The sequence below is a fragment of the Cellulomonas biazotea genome (assembly GCF_004306155.1).
Lineage (GTDB): Bacteria > Actinomycetota > Actinomycetes > Actinomycetales > Cellulomonadaceae > Cellulomonas > Cellulomonas biazotea.
This window is the reverse complement of the sequence record NZ_BIMR01000141.1, coordinates 1-19,760: the sequence shown is the minus strand read 5'-3', so window position 1 is coordinate 19,760 and position 19,760 is coordinate 1. Positions and strand designations below refer to the sequence as shown.

11 protein-coding genes are annotated in these 19,760 nt (G+C 75.3%); 4 read left to right on the top strand and 7 right to left on the bottom strand.

Features of this window, described 5'->3' with window-relative positions:
• Positions 1–10: 10 nt before the first annotated feature.
• Both CBZ_RS10360 and CBZ_RS10355 read right to left on the bottom strand, forming a co-directional pair.
• Positions 11–472: a GyrI-like domain-containing protein gene (locus CBZ_RS10360; RefSeq protein WP_130781480.1), complete on the bottom strand. Its 462-nt coding sequence runs from the start codon at positions 470–472 to the stop codon at positions 11–13.
• A gap of 159 nt (positions 473–631) precedes the next feature.
• Complete coding sequence (locus CBZ_RS10355; RefSeq protein ID WP_130781479.1) at positions 632–9,373, bottom strand: SdrD B-like domain-containing protein; 8,742 nt, start codon at positions 9,371–9,373, stop codon at positions 632–634.
• Between the two features lie 263 nt (positions 9,374–9,636).
• Here CBZ_RS10355 and CBZ_RS10350 point away from each other — a divergent pair, with 263 nt between their 5' ends.
• Together CBZ_RS10350 and CBZ_RS10345 are read left to right on the top strand one after the other, a co-directional pair.
• Positions 9,637–10,392, top strand: a complete 756-nt coding sequence (locus CBZ_RS10350) for an SDR family oxidoreductase (protein ID WP_246013256.1) — start codon at positions 9,637–9,639, stop codon at positions 10,390–10,392.
• Between the two features lie 51 nt (positions 10,393–10,443).
• Positions 10,444–11,343, top strand: coding sequence for an RNA polymerase sigma-70 factor (locus CBZ_RS10345; RefSeq protein WP_130781478.1), 900 nt, complete (start codon positions 10,444–10,446; stop codon positions 11,341–11,343).
• Between the two features lie 64 nt (positions 11,344–11,407).
• Here the strand turns inward: CBZ_RS10345 and CBZ_RS10340 are convergent, their stop codons facing one another.
• From CBZ_RS10340 to CBZ_RS10325, 4 genes are all read right to left on the bottom strand, one after another.
• Entirely contained in the window at positions 11,408–11,902 is a 495-nt protein-coding gene (locus CBZ_RS10340; RefSeq protein WP_130781477.1) for an FBP domain-containing protein, read from the bottom strand.
• A gap of 529 nt (positions 11,903–12,431) precedes the next feature.
• On the bottom strand, positions 12,432–13,193 hold the full coding sequence (locus CBZ_RS10335; protein WP_218022750.1) for a deoxyribonuclease IV: 762 nt from the start codon (positions 13,191–13,193) through the stop codon (positions 12,432–12,434).
• 173 nt (positions 13,194–13,366) lie between these two features.
• Positions 13,367–13,726: an HNH endonuclease gene (locus CBZ_RS10330; protein WP_130781476.1), complete on the bottom strand. Its 360-nt coding sequence runs from the start codon at positions 13,724–13,726 to the stop codon at positions 13,367–13,369.
• Between the two features lie 170 nt (positions 13,727–13,896).
• Positions 13,897–14,460, bottom strand: coding sequence for a TIGR03086 family metal-binding protein (locus CBZ_RS10325; RefSeq protein WP_130781475.1), 564 nt, complete (start codon positions 14,458–14,460; stop codon positions 13,897–13,899).
• Between the two features lie 37 nt (positions 14,461–14,497).
• On the opposite strand from CBZ_RS10325, the gene CBZ_RS10320 reads away from it, so the two are divergent.
• The gene (locus tag CBZ_RS10320) at positions 14,498–15,337 is read left to right on the top strand and encodes a helix-turn-helix domain-containing protein (RefSeq protein WP_130781474.1); all 840 of its coding nucleotides are present in this window, start codon (positions 14,498–14,500) and stop codon (positions 15,335–15,337) included.
• Positions 15,338–15,851: 514 nt separating this feature from the next.
• On the top strand, positions 15,852–19,196 hold the full coding sequence (locus tag CBZ_RS10315) for a glycosyl hydrolase (protein WP_246013255.1): 3,345 nt from the start codon (positions 15,852–15,854) through the stop codon (positions 19,194–19,196).
• A gap of 174 nt (positions 19,197–19,370) precedes the next feature.
• On the opposite strand, the gene CBZ_RS10310 is transcribed toward CBZ_RS10315, so the two are convergent.
• A partial coding sequence (locus CBZ_RS10310) for a substrate-binding domain-containing protein (protein WP_165446727.1) occupies positions 19,371–19,760 on the bottom strand: 390 nt, incomplete at its 5' end.

Sequence of the window (19,760 nt, the reverse complement as noted above, 5' to 3'; positions counted from 1 at the left end):
CCCCGCCGGGTCAGGCCAGCGGCAGGACGAGCAGCGTCTCGTTGCGCGACGGGTCGCCGTCCGGGCTGGGGTCCGTGACGTACTCCTCCCAGAAGTCGCCGCGACCGTCGGTGCCGTCCTGGGCACGCCGGGCCTCGACCTCCTGCCACGCGGCGCCGAGGTCGTCGTACGGGCCGACGAACAGCGCGACGAGCGAGCGCCCGCCCGCGATCTCGACGACCTCGACGCGGCCCTCGAGCGGCCCGACCTCGACGCCCTCGACGGGGAAGCCCGCCGCGACGTCGACCGTCTCCGCCGGCATCCCGTGGTACCAGCCGAGCGCCGGCCCGGCGATGCGGGCACCGGCCTCACCGACCGCCCGCGCCACCTCGCCGTACGCGGTGTCGTAGAAGGCAGCGAGCTCGTCCATCCGAACCTCGCGGCGCACGACCGCGACAGTGCGGGTCGGCTGCTCGCGGACGTCGATCTCCATGGGGTCCTCCGGTCGGGTCGTGGGTGGTCGGCACCCAGCATCCCGCACGGTGCCGACGCGAGCACCGGTCCACCGGGTCGCCGCCGCCCGGCGGCCGGCCGTGCCCGTCGTGCGGGTCGTGCCGGCCGCGGTGGCCGGGGCGGTCGGGCCGGTCCACCGTCAGGCCCGGCCCCGGCGGACGGCCACGACGAGCGTGCCGCCCAGGAGCAGCAGGAGCAGCGCGAGCAGGCCCGTCCCGGCGACGTCGGCGCCCGTCCGCGGCAGGTCGACGACCGGGGCCGCGGGCGGCAGCGGCGGGGCGTCGCTCCACGCGAGCGACTCCGCGCCGGCCACCTCGAACAGGTACCCGTGGCCCGCGGTCGTGACGGTCGCGGTGTTCGCGACGTCGGCGCGCGGGTCGGTCAGGCGGGTGACGACGCGCAGGGTCGCGGTGTCGCCCGACGCGAGCGGGCCGTCGAGCCGGCAGGTCACGACGCGGTCGCCGGTGCCGGCGGTCGGAGCGGGCGCGACGCCCGTGCCCGTGCCCGTGCCCGTCGCGCAGACGAACCCGTCGCCCGACCCGCTCACGTACGCCATCCCCGCGGGCAGGGTGTCGACGACCGTGAACCCGGCGTACGCGTCCTGCGTGCCGGTCGACGCGACCGTGACCTCCCACGTCACGAGGTCACCGTCCCGGGCGACCGCCGTCTTGCGCAGCGCGAGCTGCACGTCGTCGGCGAGCACGAGCCCGAAGTCGAGCGTGGTGTCCTGCTCGCCGCCGACCAGCAGGGCCGACGTGACCGTCCACGTCGACGAGTCGAGGGCCCGGTCGGCGCCGACCTCGGCCGTGGTGGGCGCGTAGCCGCGCAGCGCGGTCGCCGACGCGATCCGGTCGACGGCCACGACGTACCGCCCGGGCAGCAGGCCCGTGAAGGTGTACCGGCCGTCGGCGTCGGTCGTCGCCGGGCCGACGGGGGTGCCCGTGGCGTCGGTGACGGCCCGGCCGTCGGGGGTCGTCAGGGTGAGGACGACACCGGGCAGGCCCGGCTCGTCGGCGCCCTGCAGACCGTCCTCGTCCTCGTCGAACCAGACGACGTGGCCGACCTGCACGGTCCGCTCGACGACGCCCGCGTCCCAGGTCGGGTCGACGAGGGTCGCGACGAGCCCGTCCGCGGCCGTCGTGGCGCGCTCGCCCGGCTGCCCAGGTCCGACGGTCACGGTCCGCGTCGTCGCGACGACACCCGCACCCGCACCCGACCCGGAGCCCGCACCGGGGCCCGCGGCCGAGCCGCCGACGCCGTCCTGCTCGACGTCCGAGTCGGCCCCGGCCGCCGTGCCCGCACCCGTCGTCGTGAACGTGTACCGGGCCGCGTCAGCGCCGGTCAGCTCCACCTGGACCCGGTACGCGCCGGGCTCGAGGAGGTCGAACCGGTACCGCCCGTCGGCGTCCGTCGTGGTCGTCGCGAGCTCGGCGGACGTCGCGTCGTCGAGCAGCCGCACGGTCACGCCGGGCATGCCGGGCTCACCGTCGTCCTGCACACCGTCGCGGTCGACGTCGAACCACACGGTGTCGCCGAGCGCGCGCAGCGGGCGGAACCCGAAGTCGAGAGTCGTGTCCTGCTCGCCGCCGAGGAGCGCCCGGGACGTCGACGACCCCGCGGACGAGTCGGTCGCCGGGTCGGGGCCGCCCGTGGGCGACTCCCGGAAGGCCTCGAGGACCCCCGCCGACGCGACCGGGTCGACTGCCACCGTGTAGGTGCCGGGCAGCAGGCCGGTGAACGCGTACGCGCCGCCCGCGTCGGTCGTGACGGTGCCGACGGTCGCGCCCGCGGCGTCGGTGACGGCCGGGCCGCCGGGCGTGGTGCCCGCCGACAGCGTCAGCACGACGCCCGCGAGACCGGGCTCGCCCGCGTCCTGCACGCCGTCGCCGTCGAGGTCGACCCACACGCGGTCGCCCACGGTCACGGGCCGCTCGGCCAGGCCGGCGTCGAGCGTCGGGTCGGCGTACTCGGCGTCGCCCGCGGCGAGGTCGGACCAGGCCGTCAGGGTCGGCAGCGAGCCGGCGGCGACCATGCGGCCGCCCGCCCCCTCGGTCAGCGTGAACGGTGCCGTCCGGCCCACCGCGCCGGTGACGGCGACGGGGTCCGAGTCACCGTCGCCCGCACCGACGCCGGGGGCCGTGAACGTCCAGCGGGACGACAGCGACGCGGGCAGGCGGACCTCGACGACGTACGTGCCCGGCTCCAGGCGCCCGAAGGCGTACGAGCCGTCGGGGGCCGTCGTGGTCGTCGCGACCAGGGCGTCGGTCGTGGCGTCGAGCAGGCGGACGGTCACGCCGGGCACCGGGTCCTCGCCGAGGTCCTGACGGCCGTCGCGGTTGACGTCGAACCACACGCGGTCGCCGACCGCGAGCCAACGCCGCTGCAGGCCGCCGTCGCGCGTCGTGTCGACGAACGTCGCCGCCAGCCCCGCGTGCGCGGTCTGCCACGCGGTCGGCATGTCGGCCACCGCGACGGTCGTCCCGGAGATCGCCGCGGGCAGCACGACGGGGCTGATCACCGCGGTGGCGGCGCCGTCCGGGACGGCGTCGGAGTCGACGTCGTCGGCCCCCTCGCCGTCCGCGGTGAAGCGGTGCAGGGCGGCGACGGCGGGCGGCAGCGTGAGCCGCAGCTCGTACGTGCCGGCCGGGAGCCCGTCGACGAGGTACTCGCCGGTCGCGTCGGTCGTCGCCTCCGCGACCCACGTCGCACCCGCGCCGGTGCCCTGGTAGACGTCGACCACCACGCCGCCGACGCCGGGCTCGCCCGGGTCCTGGATGCCGTCGCGGTCCGTGTCGAGCCACACGCGGTCGCCGACGGCGACGAGCGGGTCGGTCGTCGAGGCGGGCATGAAGCGCGCGCCGGCCTTGAGCGGCACCGACATGACGTCGAGCGGGCGGCCCGCGGCCGGGTTGGCGGGGACACGGAACGCGAACGAGTTCCACGTGTCGGTCGACGACGTCGCACCCGAGAGCGGGGTCCGCATGGCCCACTGCAGCCGGACGCTCTCGCCGCTGCTCAGCAGGTCGCCCGCGGCGAACCGCAGCACGACCTTGAAGCCCGTGACGCGTGCGGCCACCGCGGCCGGGACCGTGCTGCCGGGCGTCAGCGGCGTCGAGCTCCACGTCCCGGGGACCGGGTCGAAGTCGGAGCTCGGCGCGAGACCGCCGGAGCGGTAGTCCGCGGTCGTCGTGTAGATCTCCGCGGTCGCGCCCACGGGGGCCGCGACGACGGCCGGCACGACGCCGTCCCACACCGGCCGCCACGCGCTGCCGCGCGACGAGCCCGCGCGGGCGTCCATCGCGGCATAGTCGCCGACCTGCGACAGCATGTCGACGATCTCCAGGCGGTCCGTCCCGACGGTCGCGCGGCTGGTCACCTGCACCTGCCACTGCGTCGTCGCGCCGGCCTCGGTGACGACCGCGCACGGGTAGCGGTACCAGTCGCGGTCGCCCGCGCCGGCGCCGCGCGGGGTGCACGCGGCGGCCCCGCCCACGGTCCGGACGGCGCTGCTCGCGCCGGCGGCCCGCACCCACTCCTCGGACACGTACACGTTGGCGCCGCCGATGGTCAGCGCGGCGGCCGTCACGCGGCACGTGGCGCTCGTCGCGTCGTACGTGCCGGCGCGGCACGCGGTCCCGCCGTCGGCGCCGGTGGGCGCGGCGACGGGCGGCCGGTTGGCCGAGGTCGCGAGCGCCGCGTTGACGACGGTCGACGTCGACAGGTCGCGCGAGACGGTGAGCCACAGCAGCACCTCGACGCCCGCACCGGCGGCGAGCCGGTCGTCGTCGTCCCACGCGAACCGGACGGTGCCGTCGACGACCGTGACGGTCGGGTCGCCGATCGGGCTCGGGCCGCCGCCCAGCCCCTGCACCTGCCACGGCGAGCCGCCGCCGGGTGCGGTGCCGTACTCGAGCGAGCCGTCCTCGGGCAGGACGTCGGTGACGACGAGCCCGGTGAGGTCCGCAGCGGTCGTGCCGGACGCGGTGTTCCGGACGGTGATCCGGTACTGCACGGCGTCGCCGGGCTTGCGGCCCTGGACGTCGAGCTCGGTCTTCTGCAGGTCGACCGTCGCGGCGCCCGCGTGCACGGCGACCGGGACGACGCTCGTCCAGTTCTCCGCCGCGGCGAGCCCGCCGCGGATCGCGGTCGCGGACACGCGGTTGCTCACGCGGCCCCGGACGCTCTCGCCGGGGTTGGCCGTGAGCTCGGCGTCGCCGCGGAACGTCCAGTCGGCCGCACCGAGCGCGCTCGGCAGGCCTCCGGTGCGCAGCTCCTCGCGCAGGCGCCCGTCGAGTACGGCCTGGCCGAACCCCTGGCCGGGGGCGGCGATGCGTGAGCCGGCGGTCGAGCGGAAGCGGACGCGGACCGCGACGACGTCGTCGGCCGTGGCGCCCTCGGCGGCGGCGAGCGCGGCCAGGTCCCACGTCGAGCCGAGCGCCGTGCGGATGCCGAACGACTGCCACGCGAGCGTGCCCGTGTAGGTGCCGTACGGGCCCACGTCGAGCGTGCCGTCCGCGAGGACGACCTCGAGCTCGGCCTCCTCGGCGCCGCTGGGCAGCCGGTCGAGACGCACGGTCTCGGCGGCGACCGCGTTGAAGAACCGCGCGTCGGCGTCGGTGACGAGCAGCTCGTCCGCCTCGCTGAGCCCGAAGTTCTGCGCGGAGAGCGTGACGGCCACCGCGGGGTCGGCCGCGTCGCGCTGCACGTCGGCCGGGCTGACGGCGAGCGCGGGGAACGCCTCGACGTCGGGCTCGTGCACCGTGACCTGGGCGTCGTCGTCGCGGCTCAGCGGGGCGGTCGTCGTGCACGTCGCGATCGGCGTGGTCGTACCGGTCTCGTTCGCGCACACCCGCGCGTCCTCGACGGTCGCCCGCGCGACGTCGACGACGGTGAGGTCACCGCGGTCGGCCAGGACGTCCTGCGGGGCCTCGCCGTCGACGCGGCCCTGCGCGAGCAGTCGCGTCCCGACCTGGAGGGTCGCCGTCGCGTTGACCGCGATGCGCCCCCGGTACCGGACCTGGACGCCGACGATGTCGACGAGGTCGCCCGCGGGCAGCGCGAGCGCGGCCGCGCGCGTCAGGACGGGGTCCTCGGTGACGGTGCCGCCGGGGCCGGCCCGGTACAGCACGACGTCCGTGCTCGTCGCGCCGCTGCCGGCGAGGTCGGTGATCGTCACGAGGTCGGTCATCGCGAACCGCGCGAACGGGTCGTCCGCGCCGAGGACGGCCCCGGGTGCGTCGATCCCCGCGGGCTCCGTCACGGTGAAGGCGTCGACGCGCGTCGAGCTCGTGGACCGGGCGGTCACGGTGACCGTGGCCGTCGGGTACTCGGAGTCGGGTGCACCGGCGCCGACGGGCAGGCCGAGCCGGCCGAGCTCGCTGGTGGTCAGCGGCTCGCCGTTGGCGTCGCGCAGCCAGGTCTTGTCGATCGAGACGCCCAGCGACGCGGGCGTGACGCGGAAGGTGCGGTCGTCGGCGCCGTTCACGGGCCCGCCGAGGTCGGTCGCGGAGCCCGTGCCGTCGTCGCCCGTCCAGCCGGTGACCCGGCCGGAGTTCGTCACGCGGCCCGCGTCGGTCCCGCCGGTGTACGCGAACGCGTCGTTGACGGGTGTGCCGTCGAAGCGCGAGCGGTCACGCAGGGCGACCTCGAGCTGCACCTCGCGGGCGAGACCGGGCGTCGGCGCGACGACACCGTCCGGCACGGCGGGGAGCGCCGTGCGCCAGTCGGTCGGGACGTTCGCCGCTCGCTCCGCGTCGGTCCGCGGCGCGTACACGAGGCGCACGCCGCCGACCCGCTCCCGCAGGACCGGCTGGATCGTCACGCCGGGGAACGAGCCGCGGTACGGGAAGTCGCCCGTCGCGACCGTGCCGCCGAACGTCACGTCCGACCGGGCACCCGCCTTGAGGCCCCAGACGCCGCCGCTGAGCTCGTGCGTCGCGAGCGAGTGCCACTGGCCGTCGGTGACGTCGAAGACCTGCACGTCCGCGACCGCGTCGAACACCAGGTACGGGTCGTACGCCGAGCCTGGCGACGCGACGTCTCCCGACGTGATCGGCCGGACCCGGGTGAGGTCGAGCGTGTCCCAGAACGAGTCGGCACGGCCCGTCGACGGCGTCGCGACACCGTCCGCGAGGCCGTTGCCGTCCGCGACGACGACCGAGCCCTGCTGCGTGCCGGCCGTGCCCCACGTGAGGGTCGCGACGTTCGTGCCCGCCATGCCCTCGACGCCGCTGCGGGGCGACGCGAGGTGCTTGACCAGCGCGGGCGTGCCGCCGACGCCGGGCACGACGCCCGTCGTGCGGTCGGTGACGGGGTACGGCGTGCTCGTCACGGTGAAGCCCTCGACGACGCGCGTCGACGTCACCGTCGCGACGTTGCGCAGGACGCGGTCGCCCGGCCACGCCGCGAGCGGCGTCGTGCGGACCGCGAACGTCACGGCCGTGCGCACCGACTCACGGTCGGTGAACGGCTCGCCGTCGGTGCGCGTCGAGGTGACGCGGAAGCCGCGCCACGTGTCCGCGCCGACGAGCGTCGTCAGGTCGTCCGAGTACCGGGTCCACTGCGGCACGCCGCTGACGACCGTCGTGTAGTAGTCCACGACCGTGACCGTCCCGGCCTGCGGGCGGATCGACGTCGGCTGCAGGATGTTCCACCATGCCGTGGCGGTCGTCGAGCCCGACGTCGCACGCGCGCTGTCCTCGACGACCAGCGTGTCGGGCAGGTGGTTCGAGCCGCCCGGCCGGGCCGTCGCGGTGAGGACCGTCTGGACGGTCGAGCCGGCGGTCGTCGATACGTACGGCTCGACGACCTCCTTGCCGCCCTCGACGCCGACCGTCGGCACGGCGACCGCGACCGTCGCCGCGGTCACGGGGCGGTTGCCGCTGCGGGCCGTGCGGGGCAGCACCCGCGAGGTGTCGCTGCCGAGGCGCGTCGTCGCGCGCGTGTGGTTCGCGTACGTCTGCGGGCTGGCCGACGTCGCCGAGCGCAGCAGGTACGGGACGGTCACGGACGCGCCCATGGGCACGACGGCGCCGCCGCCGTCGACGGTCACCGTGAAGCCCGTGACCTGCGACCACGCCGTCAGGCCCAGGTCGCCGGGGGTGGTCGGCAGCGCGGGCGTCGGGTCCTCAGCGTCCAGCACGAACGGGACGGGCGTGCCGCTCGACGCGGTCACGCGGAGCGTCACGACCGCGCCCGTGCCGGCCAGGCCGACCAGGGACGCGCCGGAGCCGTCCGCCGCGGGGCCCGTGCCGCCGCCGTCGCGTGCCGCACCGAAGCCGGCGAAGGTGAGGCCCGACCCGAACGTCCGCGCGTCGACGGCGGGCAGGTCGGGGTCGAGCAGGCCGTTCGTCGCGGTGACGTCGGCCTGGTCCGGGCGGACCTGCACGACGAGCTCCTCGACGGCCCGGCGCGACCAGTTCGTCCCCGAGGACGTCCCGAGCACGAACCCGCCGCCGTACAGCGTGCCGCCCGCGAGCGGGACGAGCGTCGTCGCGGAGCCCGCGTACGCGCGGGGGTCGGACACGCGGAAGGCGCGCGACTGCGACGTCTCGACCGACGTCTGCGTGCCGCGCCGCGCGACCGTCGCGGCCGAGGCCGTCACCGTGAGCGTGTTGAGGTCCGACGCGGCGTCGAACGCGCCCGCCGGGGCGTCCGTCACGTAGTCCGCGGAGCCGCCGCGCGGCACCGGCGTCGAGTCGACGCTGCCGTGCTCGCGCACGTCGACCGTGAGGACCGAGGCCGTGCCCGTGGGGATCGTGCTGCCGTCGGCGGCCGTGAACACGAGCCGCAGGCCCGTGAGCGCAGCGCGGTCGGCGGTCGTCAGCGCGGCGAGCAGGTCGCCCGTCGCCGTCGCCCCGCCCGTCGGCGCGAGGACCGTGCCGAGGTCCACCTGCGCGGGCGCGGACGACGGACCCGTCCACCGCCAGCCCGTGACCTGCACCTGCGCCGCACCGGTCGGCCACGTGGACACCACGGCCGACGTCAGGTCCGTGAGCATCCCGACCGTGCCGGCCGCGGGCCGTGTCGCCGGGGCGGCGGGCCAGCTCACCGTGAGCGCGTCCGCCGGGTCGCCCGTCAGGGTGCTCGTCACCGTCGCGGTGTTCGTCGGGGAGTCCGCGCCCGCGTCGACGCCCGACAGGTAGCCGTCCTTCGCCCACGACAGGGTCGTCGTCGTCGCGAGGCTCACCGGAAACTCCGTCGAGACGCGCACCCGGGACGGCAGCGCGCCGTCCGCCGCGGGCACGGTCGTGACGACCGCCGAGCCCGTCTGGGGGCCGCCCGCCGTCGGCGCGACGACCTTCGTCCGGACCGCGAGCGTGCCCGTCGTGCCCGCCACCAGGCCCGTGCCGCCGCCGTCGAGCGGCTCACGGAACTCCACCGTGAACGCGACCGCCGACGCGAACGTCGCCGCCGGGACGGTCGCCGCCGCGTCCGCCCAGTACGCGATGACCGGGTCGACGTCGAGGCCGCCCGGGACCGCGACCGCCGCGTCGAGACGCAGCCGGTCCAGGACGAACGTCGCCGCCGCCCCCGGGCAGTGCAGCGTGTCGCTCGCGCACCGGTAGGACGCCGCGAGCTCGACCGTCGCCGCGCTGTCGCCCGCCGTCCACGACGTGTCGCGCGCGTACGACGGGGACGCCGCCGGCTGCGGGGACGTCAGGGTCGCCCCACCGGTCACCTCGAGCTGCTCGACGACCAGCGGCGCCGACGTCGGCGCGGCCTGCGCACCGACGACACCCGTGACGGCCGCGAGGGGTGCCGTGAGCGCGAGGACCAGCGCCGCCGCGAGCGGACGGCGCCCGCGCACGGCGCGCGACAGCCACCGCGTGACGCGCGGGCGACGGGGACGGACGGAGGGCGGGGCGGCGTGGCCGGGCATGCGTGATCCGGTCTCGAGGAGGAGGGTGGGCCTGCCGGCTGCTTCGGCGACGCGCCCATCTTTCGTGCCCGTGCCATGTCACTGACCTGCGGTTTCGTCCGGATCCGCCGTGATGAAACACGAAATACCGCCCCATAGCTTCTGGGTGCTGGCACCCAGGGTCTGCGCACGTTTCACTCGTTCGCCCCAGCCGGTTCACGTCGCGGTGTCACGAAACCCGCCGCCGTCCGGTCGTCAGGGTGAGGCGCCGACCAGCGGCACCCGTGAGCAGGAAGGGGACGGTCGTGCGGATCGTCGTCATCGGAGGGACCGGCCGGATCGGGAGCCAGGTCGTGGAGCTGCTGCGCGCGGAGGGGCACGACGTGCTCGCCGCGTCGCCGAGCGGCGGCGTCGACACCGTCAGCGGGGAGGGCGTCGCCGACGCCGTCGCCGGTGCCGACGCCGTCGTGGACGTGTCGAACTCGCCGTCGTTCGCCGACGACGACGTCCTGCACTTCTTCACGACCTCGACGGGCCACCTGCTCGCCGCCGAGGCCGCCGCCGGGGTGCGGCACCACGTCGTGCTGTCCATCGTCGGCGCCGACGGCATCGACGCCGGGTACATGCGCGCGAAGGTCGCCCAGGAGCGGCTCGTCCACGAGTCGGGGATCGGCTGGTCCGTCGTGCGCGCCACCCAGTTCCACGAGTTCGTCGCCGCCATCGCCGACGGGTCCACCGTCGACGGCGTCGTCCGGATCCCGCCCGTCGCGTTCCAGCCCGTCGCCGCCGCGGACGTCGCCCGGGCCGTCGCCGACGTCGCCGCGGGCGAGCCCGCCGGGACCGTCGAGATCGCCGGGCCCGAGCGGCTGCGGTTCGACGAGGTCGTCCGCGACGCCCTCGCCGCGCGTGGCGACACCCGCACCGTCGTCGCCGACCCCGCGGCACCGTACTTCGGGGCCGTCCTCGACGAGGGCTCGCTCGTGCCCGCGGGCGACGCACGGCTCGGCACCGTGACGTTCGCGCAGGCCGTGCACGCGTGACCCGGATCGTGGACCGGCGGGGCGCGGGGAGGTCGGCATAGCGTGAGCGCCATGACGACCACCCCCGCGCCCTCCGACCTCGACGGCCCCGCGCTCGCCGAGTTCCTCGCGGTGCGCCCGCAGCTCTTCGGGCTCGCGTACCGGATGCTCGGGGTCGTCGCCGAGGCCGAGGACGTCGTGCAGGACGCGTGGGTCCGCTGGCAGGGCACCGACCGGTCCGTCGTCGAACGGCCCGCCGCGTTCCTCACGACCGTGACCGCCCGGCTCGCGGTCAACGCCGCGACGTCCGCCCGCGCGCGCCGCGAGACGTACGTCGGCCCGTGGCTGCCCGAGCCCGTCGACACGTCCGCCGACCCCGCCCTCGGCGCCGAGCGCGCCGAGGGCCTGTCGGTCGCGACGCTCCTGCTGCTCGAGCACCTCACGCCCGTCGAGCGCGCCGTCTACATCCTGCGCGAGGCGTTCGACTACCCCTACCGCCGCGTCGCCGAGATCCTCGACCTCACCGAGGCCAACGCCCGCCAGCTCGCCCGCCGCGCCCGCGAGCGCCTCGACACCCGCGAGGCCGTGCCCGTCGACCCCGCCGAGCACCGGCGGCTCATCGACGAGTTCGTCGCGGCCGCGAACGACGGGGACCTCGCGCGGTTCGAGCGGTTCCTCGCCGCGGACGTGGTCGCCCGCCCCGACGGCGGCGGCAAGGTGCACGCGTCGCGCGTCGAGCTCGTCGGGATCGACCGGGTCGCGCTGTTCATGGACAACGTGTGGCGCAAGTACTGGACCGGCGCGACGCTCACCGTCGTCGAGGCGAACGGTGCGCCCGCGCTCCTCGTGTCGCGCGACGGGGCCCCGTTCTCGCTGCTGTCCCTCGACGTCACCGACCGCGGCATCGAGCACCTGTACGTGCAGGTCAACCCGGACAAGCTCACCGGCTTCGGCGGTACGGCCTCCGGCTGAAGGGCTGCGACAGCACGCCCGACCCGACCGCGTGCGTGCGGCCGGGTCGGGGGTGTCGCGGCTGTCAGACCTCCCGCAGGACCTCGCGGGCGAACCGCTCCGACCGCTCCCGCAGACCCTCGATGCGGCGCTGGACGAGCGCCGCCGGGTCGTCGCCGGCCTCGACGATCCTCGGCTTGCGGCGCACGTTGCGCGAGCAGCCGAACGCCGTGCAGATGAGCGTGCCCACCGTGTCGCCCTTGCGACCGGCCGCACCGGCCCGGCGCGCGACGTACAGCGACACGTCGTCGGTGGAGTACACGTCCTCGCACCAGGCGCACACGGCCCGGCGCTGCTTGCCGCCGGTCTCGGGGGCCCGCAGCGCGACGCCGACGACCCCGCCGTCGACGGGCACGACGACGTAGGCGCGCAACGGCGCCTTCCGGTCGGTCCAGCCCAGGACGTCGAGGCGGTCCCAGCGGGTGTCCGCCAGGTCGGCGGGGAGGGTGAGGCTCGACGCCTCGCCCTTGGAGCAGTTGACGAAGGACGCGCGGATCTGCGCTTCGGTCAGGGGGTTCATGGTGTTCTCGGCTCTCGTGACGACGGGTCGCCGTCGCACCAGCCTCGACCACGCGGGTCGGCGCGTCGACCGGGGCCGCACGGTCGACGGGGTCGACCGGGGCCGCGTCGTCGACGGTGCCGACCGGGCCGCGTGGGGTCGGGTCGGGAGCGACGGCTGGGGACCGGGGGCACCCGCCGGGCCGGACGCGCAGCCATGACCGTGCGGACGGCGCACGACGACCGACGCGGTGCGTGTCGGTCGGGTGGTGCCGTCGTGAGGTCGGGCAGGGGTCAGGCGAGCCGGGCGGGTGCCGGCCCCGCGCCTGAGCAGGCCAGGACGGCCGCCCCGCTTCCTCGCTGCCGCGTGATGCGTCGCATCGTCGTGCTCCGTGTGTCGTCGTCCCTCATCGCCCTCGCCGCGGACCAGCCGGTCGGCGCAGGTGCCCGTCGATCCTACGACGCCGTCACGGCCACCCGTCCGGGACCGTCCCGTCGCCCGCGCCGCTCACGCCCGGCTGCGGCCCGCAGGGGGTCCGCGCCGACCGGCGTCAGGCCTCCAGCGCCGCCCGCAGGAACGCGATGTCCTCCGCCTGCCGCTCGGCGGGCGTCTCGACGAGCGCGTCGCACCCCGCCTCACGCACGACGTGCGCGATGAGCTCGGGCGGGATCGTGCCCGTCGCGAAGTTCGCGTGCCGGTCGCGGCTCGACCCGGCCTCGTCGCGCGAGCTGTTCGCGTGCACCAGGTCGATCCGGCCGGTGATCGCGCGCAGCCGGTCGACGATCGTCTCGAGGTCCTCCCCCGCCGCCCACGCGTGGCACGTGTCGAGGCACACGCCGACGTCGTAGCCGCCGATCGCGTCCCACAGCATCGCCCAGCGGTCGAGCGTCCGCGCGCACGCGTTCTCGCCGCCCGCGGTGTTCTCGACCAGGACCCGGACGGGGAACGTCGCCCGCTCGAACGTCTTGCGCCAGTTGTCGATGCCGACCGCGACGTCGTCGCCGTCGCCCACGTGCCCGCCGTGCACGACGAGCCCGCGCACGCCCAGGTCGGCGGCGGCCGCGGCGTGCTGCGCGATCATGTTGCGGCTCGGGATGCGGATGCGGTTGTTGGTCGACGCGACGTTGACCAGGTACGGCGCGTGCGCGTAGATCCCGAGGCCGCTCTCGACGAGCGCGTCCGCGTCGGGACGTCGCACCGGCTTCTTCCAGCCCTGCGGGTCGGCCAGGAAGATCTGGACGCTCTGCGCGTCGACCTCCGCCGCCGCGACCACCGGGTCGTCGCCCCGCACATGGGCTCCGATCAGCACCACGCCGCTCTCCCTCCGCTCGCCCGCCGCCAGGCTAGACCGCCCCACCCCCACCCGCCCACGGCCCCCCGCACCGCGCCGAGTTCGTCACTTCGTGCCGAGATCGTCGGCTACAGCTCACTACCTCGAACGGAAGTGACGACCTCGATCGGAAATGACGACCTCGGCGGCGTGGCTCACGGCGTCGGTGCCGCCGTGCGGGCGAGGGTCGACTGGATCTCGACGTGGCGGGTGAGGAACGCGCGCTCGTCCAGGCGCTTGCGGCGCAGCCACGACGTCACCTCGTCGTTGCACTTGCTGGCGTTGCACGACGCGCACGCGGGCGCGATGTTGTCGAGCGTGTACCGGCCGCCGCGGGAGATCGGCAGGACGCAGTCCCGCTGCAACGGGACGCCGGCCGCGCCGCAGTACGCGCAGCCGCCCCACGCCGCGGTCAGCGCGGCCCACTGCTCGGCGCTGAGGTCGTGCTCGACCGCGTCCATGCGTCGCTTGCGGCGCGCCGCGTACCGCGCCTTGCGCGTCCCCTTGGCCGGCATGCACCGAGGGTATCCAGCGGCACGACGCCGTCCCCGACGGCCCGCCGACGCCGCGCGGAGTCCGCGCGCCGCCGCTCCGACCGAACCCGGCAGGGTCGGGCGGAGCCCGAGGTCAGGTCGGTCGACTCGGGCGCGCGGTCGCCGTGCGCGTCCCGGTCCGGCACGTCGCGTCAGACGGTGACCGTGGCGGAGCGGCCGAGTGCCGCGAGCGCGCGGGTCTGCCGGTCGGCGTCGTCGGGGACGGGGAGCGCGGGGCCGCACACCCCCGAGGTGTAGAGCATGTCCCCCATGGCCGCGACCATGCCCTCGATGGCGTCGAGGCCCTCGTCGTCGAACTGGTACGCGCGACCGTCGGCGGCGGTCACGTCCCACCGGTGGGCGACCATGTCGAACCCGTAGAACATGTCGACGGTCGCGCCGACGGTCGTCCGGGAGCCGAGGGAGTCGTACTCGCGCTCGACGAGCCCGGGGTCGGCGAGCAGCGCGCGGACGGCTGCGGTGTGCGTGCGCCAGGCGGCGGGCGGGTCGGTCAGGTCGGGCCGGGGCGGCAGGTCGGCGCCGTGGGTCGCGAGGAACTCGCGCTGGGTGTCGACGAGGTGCGCGACGACGTCGCGGCCGGTCCACCCGGCGCACGCGGAGGGCGCGTCCCAGGCGTCGGACGAGACGGCGTCGAGCGCCGCCTGCATGCCCGCGGCGCGCTCGGTGTAGGTGTCGAGGGTGGCGTTGTCGGTCATGACTGCGACGCTAGGCGGACGCGCGGGAGGTGGCTTGATGAAACCCGACAGGGCCGTCGACGAGGTCGAGCGGGCGCACCTCGTCGACCCCGACGACCGCTCGTTCCGGATCGGTCGGTGGGGGCCGGAGGCGGACCTCGCGGACCTGGTGCGGCGGTACTGGGTACCGACGTGGGACGTGCCCGACGGACGGCCGGCGGTGCAGCGGGTCCTGCAGTACCCGGTGTGCCTGGTGGTGGTCGCGGACTCGTACGCGCGGTTCTACGGGGTCGCGCCGGGCCTGTCGTCGACGACGCTGCGCGGCACGGGCTGGGCGGTCGGCGTGATGCTGCAGCCCGCGGCGGGCGCGCTCCTCACGGGCGGCTCGGTGGCCGCCTGGACGGGCCGCCACGGGGACCTCGGCCCGGCCCTCGCGACGTCGGCGGCGGACGTCGACGCGCTGGTCGCGGGCGTGCACGACGACCTGCGCGACGACCCGACGGACGTCGACCGGCAGCACGTCGCGACGGACCGTGTCGGCGCGTTCCTGCGCCGGTTCCTGCCGGTCGACGACGAGGGCCTGCTGGTGAACCAGGTGGTCGACGCCGTCGAGGGCGACCCGGACCTGCGGCGGGTCGCGCAGCTCTGCGAACGCTTCGACGTCACCGAGCGCACGCTGCAGCGCCTGACGCGCCGACGGCTGGGGCTGTCGCCCAAGTGGCTGGTGCAGCGGCGACGGCTGCACGAGGCCGCGGGCGGCCTGCGGGCGGGTGGCACGACGGTCGCCGACCTGGCCGCGTCCCTGGGCTACGCCGACGAGTCGCACCTGTCCCGCGACTTCCGCCGCGTCACGGGCATGACCCCGGGCGCGTTCGCGTCCCGCTTCACGGACGCCTGAGCACCGCACCGACGGCCCCGGCCCCGGCCCCGGCGACTCCCCCTCTGGCGCCGAGGTCGTCACTTCGTGCCGAGCTCGCCGGCTCCAGGTGACGAACTCGGCCACCGCCGACGAACTCGGCCACGACCGACGACCTCGACCGCGGACGGCGAGCCGGTGCCCGCCCGACGGGCCACCGGAACCCGCGGCGCAGGACCGGTGAGTCGTCCGATCTCTTGACATCCCTCCGGCGCCCGGCCACCCTGAACCCCGCAGCACCGGTGACACGAGTCAACGGCCATCCGTCCTCAACGTGGAGGACCCGGCCACCGGCCGCTGCCAAGCAGTCCCCCACCGTGCCGGGGCGCACACCCCCCTGTGCCCGCACCGGCCGGACCGCTCGTCCGGTGCGCCGTCATCCAGACGTCCGCGCCGCCGCCCCGCACGCCCGACCCCGACGACGACGTCGCCGGTCCCGCGTCGCGACGAGGAGATCGGAGTTGACCGGATGTCTGCTCACGCCGAGCTGAGGAGGGTGGGGGCGAGGACGTCCCGACCCGCGCTGGACCGCCGCGCGTTCGTGGCGATGGTGGTGGTCGGGGCCGTCCTGGCGTACCTGGTGCAGGCCGTGTTCCTGCCGGTGCCGCGCGCGGAGGCCGTGGCCGTGGGGTCCGGCAGCTACGCGGAGGGCACCCCGTCGGGCGGCGCCGTCCCGACCGAGTGCAACAACACCCCGGTCACCAACCCGCGCGCGCACGTGACGTCGAACTTCCCCGCCGGGGCGATCCCGACGAACGACTGGTGGACGTCGCTGCTGTGGCGCAAGTTCAGCTGCTCGTCGATCTCCGAGAACCTCATGGCCCACCCGCTCGCGTTCCACGCGTTCACCAACGGGCTCGGCGTGAGCTACCCGACGGCGTCGACGATCTCCGGCACGGCCACGGGCGTGAGCGAGTACCACTACCCCTACACCGAGGACTTCCGCATCGGCATCGCCGGTCTCGACGCCGACGGCAAGGTCGACGGCTACTCCGACTGGACCGTGAGCGAGCTGTGGACGAACGGCAGCAGCAGCCTGCGGACGACGTTCGGCCACGGCCTGCCGTTCGTCTACGCGACGAAGACCGGCGGCAACGCGACCCTCACGGGCGCGGCGGCACCGACCGTCTGGACCAACGCCAACGGGACCGTCGGCTACACGATCAACGGCCACGACTACGCCGCGTTCGGCCCTTCTGGTTCCACGTGGAACGTCTCCGGCAGCACGATCAGCTCGAGCCTCAACGGCGGCTCGTTCTTCTCCGTCGCGGTCCTGCCGACCGCCCCCGGCGCGAGCACGGCCGACAAGCAGGCCGCCCTCAACGCGTACGCGCCCTACGCCCACAACCACGTGACCGGCACGAAGGTGTCGTGGTCGTACGACGAGGCGACGGCCAAGATGACCGCGACGTACGCGTTCACGACGACCGCCAAGCAGGGCTCCGGCACCGGCACCGTCTACGCCCTCTACCCGCACCAGCGCGACACCCTGTCCGGCACGACGCCGAGCGCGTACTCCTACGTCTCGCCGCGCGGCCCGATGCGCGTCGTCGTCGGCTCGTCGCAGTTCACGACCGTGACCACCTTCAACGGCGTCCTGCCGCAGCTCGCCAACACGGGCTTCGCAGCCGGCTCGGCCGACGCCACCCAGCTCAGCGGGTACATCGACCAGGTCGCGACCGGCGACCCGTTCGCGGGCTTCGGCGAGGACACCTACTGGACCGGCAAGGCGTTCGGCCGGATCTCACAGGTCGTCCACATGGCCCACGCCACGGGCAAGACCGCCGCGCGGGACTCGCTGCTCGGCTCCATGAAGACGCGCCTCACAGACTGGATGACCGCCTCCTCCGGGGAGACGGGCCGGGCCTTCTGGTACAACCCGTCGTGGGGCACCCTCATCGGCTACCCCGCCTCGTACGGGTCGGACACCGACCTCAACGACCACCACTTCCACTACGGCTACTACGTCGTCGGCGCCGCGACCGTCGCGCAGTTCGACCCGTCGTGGGCCGCGGACTCCGCGTACGGCGGCATGGTCAACACCGTCATCAAGGACGCCGCGAACTGGGACCGCAACGACACCCGCTTCCCGTTCCTGCGCGACTTCGACATCTACGCGGGCCACGACTGGGCGTCCGGGCACGGCGCGTTCGGGGCCGGCAACAACCAGGAGTCGTCGTCGGAGGGCATGAACTTCGCGAGCGGCCTCATCCAGTGGGGGCAGGCGACGGGCAACAAGACCGTCCGTGACCTCGGCATCTACCTCTACACGACGCAGGCGTCGGCCATCGAGAACTACTGGTTCGACACCGACGACGAGGCGTTCCCGGCCGCGTTCGGCCACTCCACGGTCGGCATGGTCTGGGGTGACGGCGGCTCGTACGCCACGTGGTTCAGCGCCGAGCCGGAGATGATCCAGGGCATCAACCTGCTGCCCTCGACCGCCGGGCACCTCTACCTCGGCTACAACCCGTCGTACATCGGCCGGAACCTCACCGAGCTCGAACGCAACAACGGAGGGCCGGCGACCGTCTGGCAGGACATCATCTGGGAGTTCCAGGCCCTGGCCGACGCCCCCACCGCGCTCTCCCAGTTCCGGTCGCAGGCGAACACCTACACCGTCGAGGAGGGCGAGTCCCGGGCGCACACGTTCTACTGGCTGAAGAACCTGTCCGGCCTCGGCACCGTCGACCGGTCGGTCACCGCGAACACGCCGCTGCACGCGGTCTTCGTCAAGAACGGCGTCCGGACCTACCAGGCCGCCAACATGAGCGGGTCCGCCATCACCGTGACGTTCTCCAACGGCGTCACGCTGGCCGTCCCCGCCCGGTCCGTCGCGAGCTCGACCGGCGGCACGACCGGCGGCGACACCACCGCACCCTCGACGCCCACCGGCCTCGGCGCGTCCGGCACGACGTCGTCCGCGACGACCCTGTCCTGGTACGCGTCGAGCGACAACGTCGGCGTCACCGGGTACGAGGTGCTGCGCAACGGGAGCGTCGTCGGCACCGCGTCCGGCACGTCGTACACGGCGAGCGGCCTGTCCGCGTCGACCGCCTACACCTTCGCGGTACGGGCCCTCGACGCCGCCGGCAACCGGTCGGCCACCAGCACGGCGATCACCGTGACGACGTCGGGCGGCGGTGGCGACACGACCGCGCCGTCCACGCCCACCGGCCTCGCCGCGTCCGGCACCACGTCGTCGGCGACGACCCTCGCGTGGTCGGCGTCGACCGACAACGTCGGCGTCACCGGGTACGACGTGCTGCGCAACGGCACCGTGATCGGCACCACGTCGAGCCGCACCTACACGGCGAGCGGGCTCGCGGCGTCCACGACCTACACGTTCTCCGTGCGGGCGTACGACGCGGCCGGCAACCGCTCCGCCGCGACCGGCGGCCTCGCCGTCACGACCAGCGCGGCGTCCACCGGCGTCGACGCGACGTCGCGGATCCAGGCCGAGTCGTACAACGGGATGGCGGGCGTCGCGAAGGAGGGCACGCAGGACGTCGACGGCGGCGAGAACGTCGCCTGGATCAGCAACGGCGACCACCTGCGGTTCGACAACGTGAGCTTCGGCAGCACCGCGCGCACGCAGTTCAGCGCACGGGTCGCGTCGGGCGTCGCGGGCGGGGCCAGCGGTCTGGTGACCGTCCGGCTCGACAGCCTCACCGCGCAGCCCGTCGGCTCCTTCGCGATCGCGAACACCGGCGGCTGGCAGACGTGGCGGACGGTCCCGACGAACATCCAGGGGGTGACCGGCACGCACACCGTCTACCTGACGTTCGAGTCGGGGCAGCCGGCGGACTTCGTCAACGTCAACTGGTTCACGTTCCAGTGAGGATGGTGCACGACCCGGTCTGACCGGGCTCCACGCAGGCGCACCCCGTCGCTCCACCGGCGGGGTGCGCCTGCGTCCGCCCGGCGCTGGAGGCGGTGACGCGTCGGGCGCGGTGACTGGTCGAGTCGCGGTGACGCAGGGCGGCACCGCCCCCGGCCGGTCGCCGGCGGCCGGTCAGGTCGAGTCGCGCGCGACCACGTGGAAGACGTCGTCCGGCCGGGCGGGCGGCTCGGCCGACCCGTCGAGCGCCGCGAGGACCGCGGCCGCCAGGTACTCGGCCTGCGCGTCGATCGCCTGCCACACGGTGCTGAGCGCCGGGTCGACGAGCCGTGCGGCGGGCACGTCGTCGACGCCGATCACGGCCACGTCGTCAGGCACCCGCAGCCCGGCGGCGCGCACCCCGGCGAGGACCGCGAGCGCGACCTCGTCGTTGTACGCCGCGACCGCGGTGACCGGCTCGGCCGCGGAGCGCCACCGCCCGACCGCCGCGGCGGCCGACGACGGGTCGAGCGCGACGGTCTCGGCGACGGGCGCGGGCAGCCCGAGCCGCTCGCACGCCTGCGC

What these genes read in the sequence shown, in the direction of transcription:
- CBZ_RS10360 (WP_130781480.1), bottom strand. Translation starts at nt 472, where the DNA reads ATGGAGATCGACGTCCGCGAGCAGCCGACCCGCACTGTCGCGGTCGTG.
- CBZ_RS10355 (WP_130781479.1), bottom strand. Translation starts at nt 9,373, where the DNA reads ATGCCCGGCCACGCCGCCCCGCCCTCCGTCCGTCCCCGTCGCCCGCGC.
- CBZ_RS10345 (WP_130781478.1), top strand. Translation starts at nt 10,444, where the DNA reads ATGACGACCACCCCCGCGCCCTCCGACCTCGACGGCCCCGCGCTCGCC.
- CBZ_RS10340 (WP_130781477.1), bottom strand. Translation starts at nt 11,902, where the DNA reads ATGAACCCCCTGACCGAAGCGCAGATCCGCGCGTCCTTCGTCAACTGC.
- CBZ_RS10330 (WP_130781476.1), bottom strand. Translation starts at nt 13,726, where the DNA reads ATGCCGGCCAAGGGGACGCGCAAGGCGCGGTACGCGGCGCGCCGCAAG.
- CBZ_RS10325 (WP_130781475.1), bottom strand. Translation starts at nt 14,460, where the DNA reads ATGACCGACAACGCCACCCTCGACACCTACACCGAGCGCGCCGCGGGC.
- CBZ_RS10320 (WP_130781474.1), top strand. Translation starts at nt 14,498, where the DNA reads ATGAAACCCGACAGGGCCGTCGACGAGGTCGAGCGGGCGCACCTCGTC.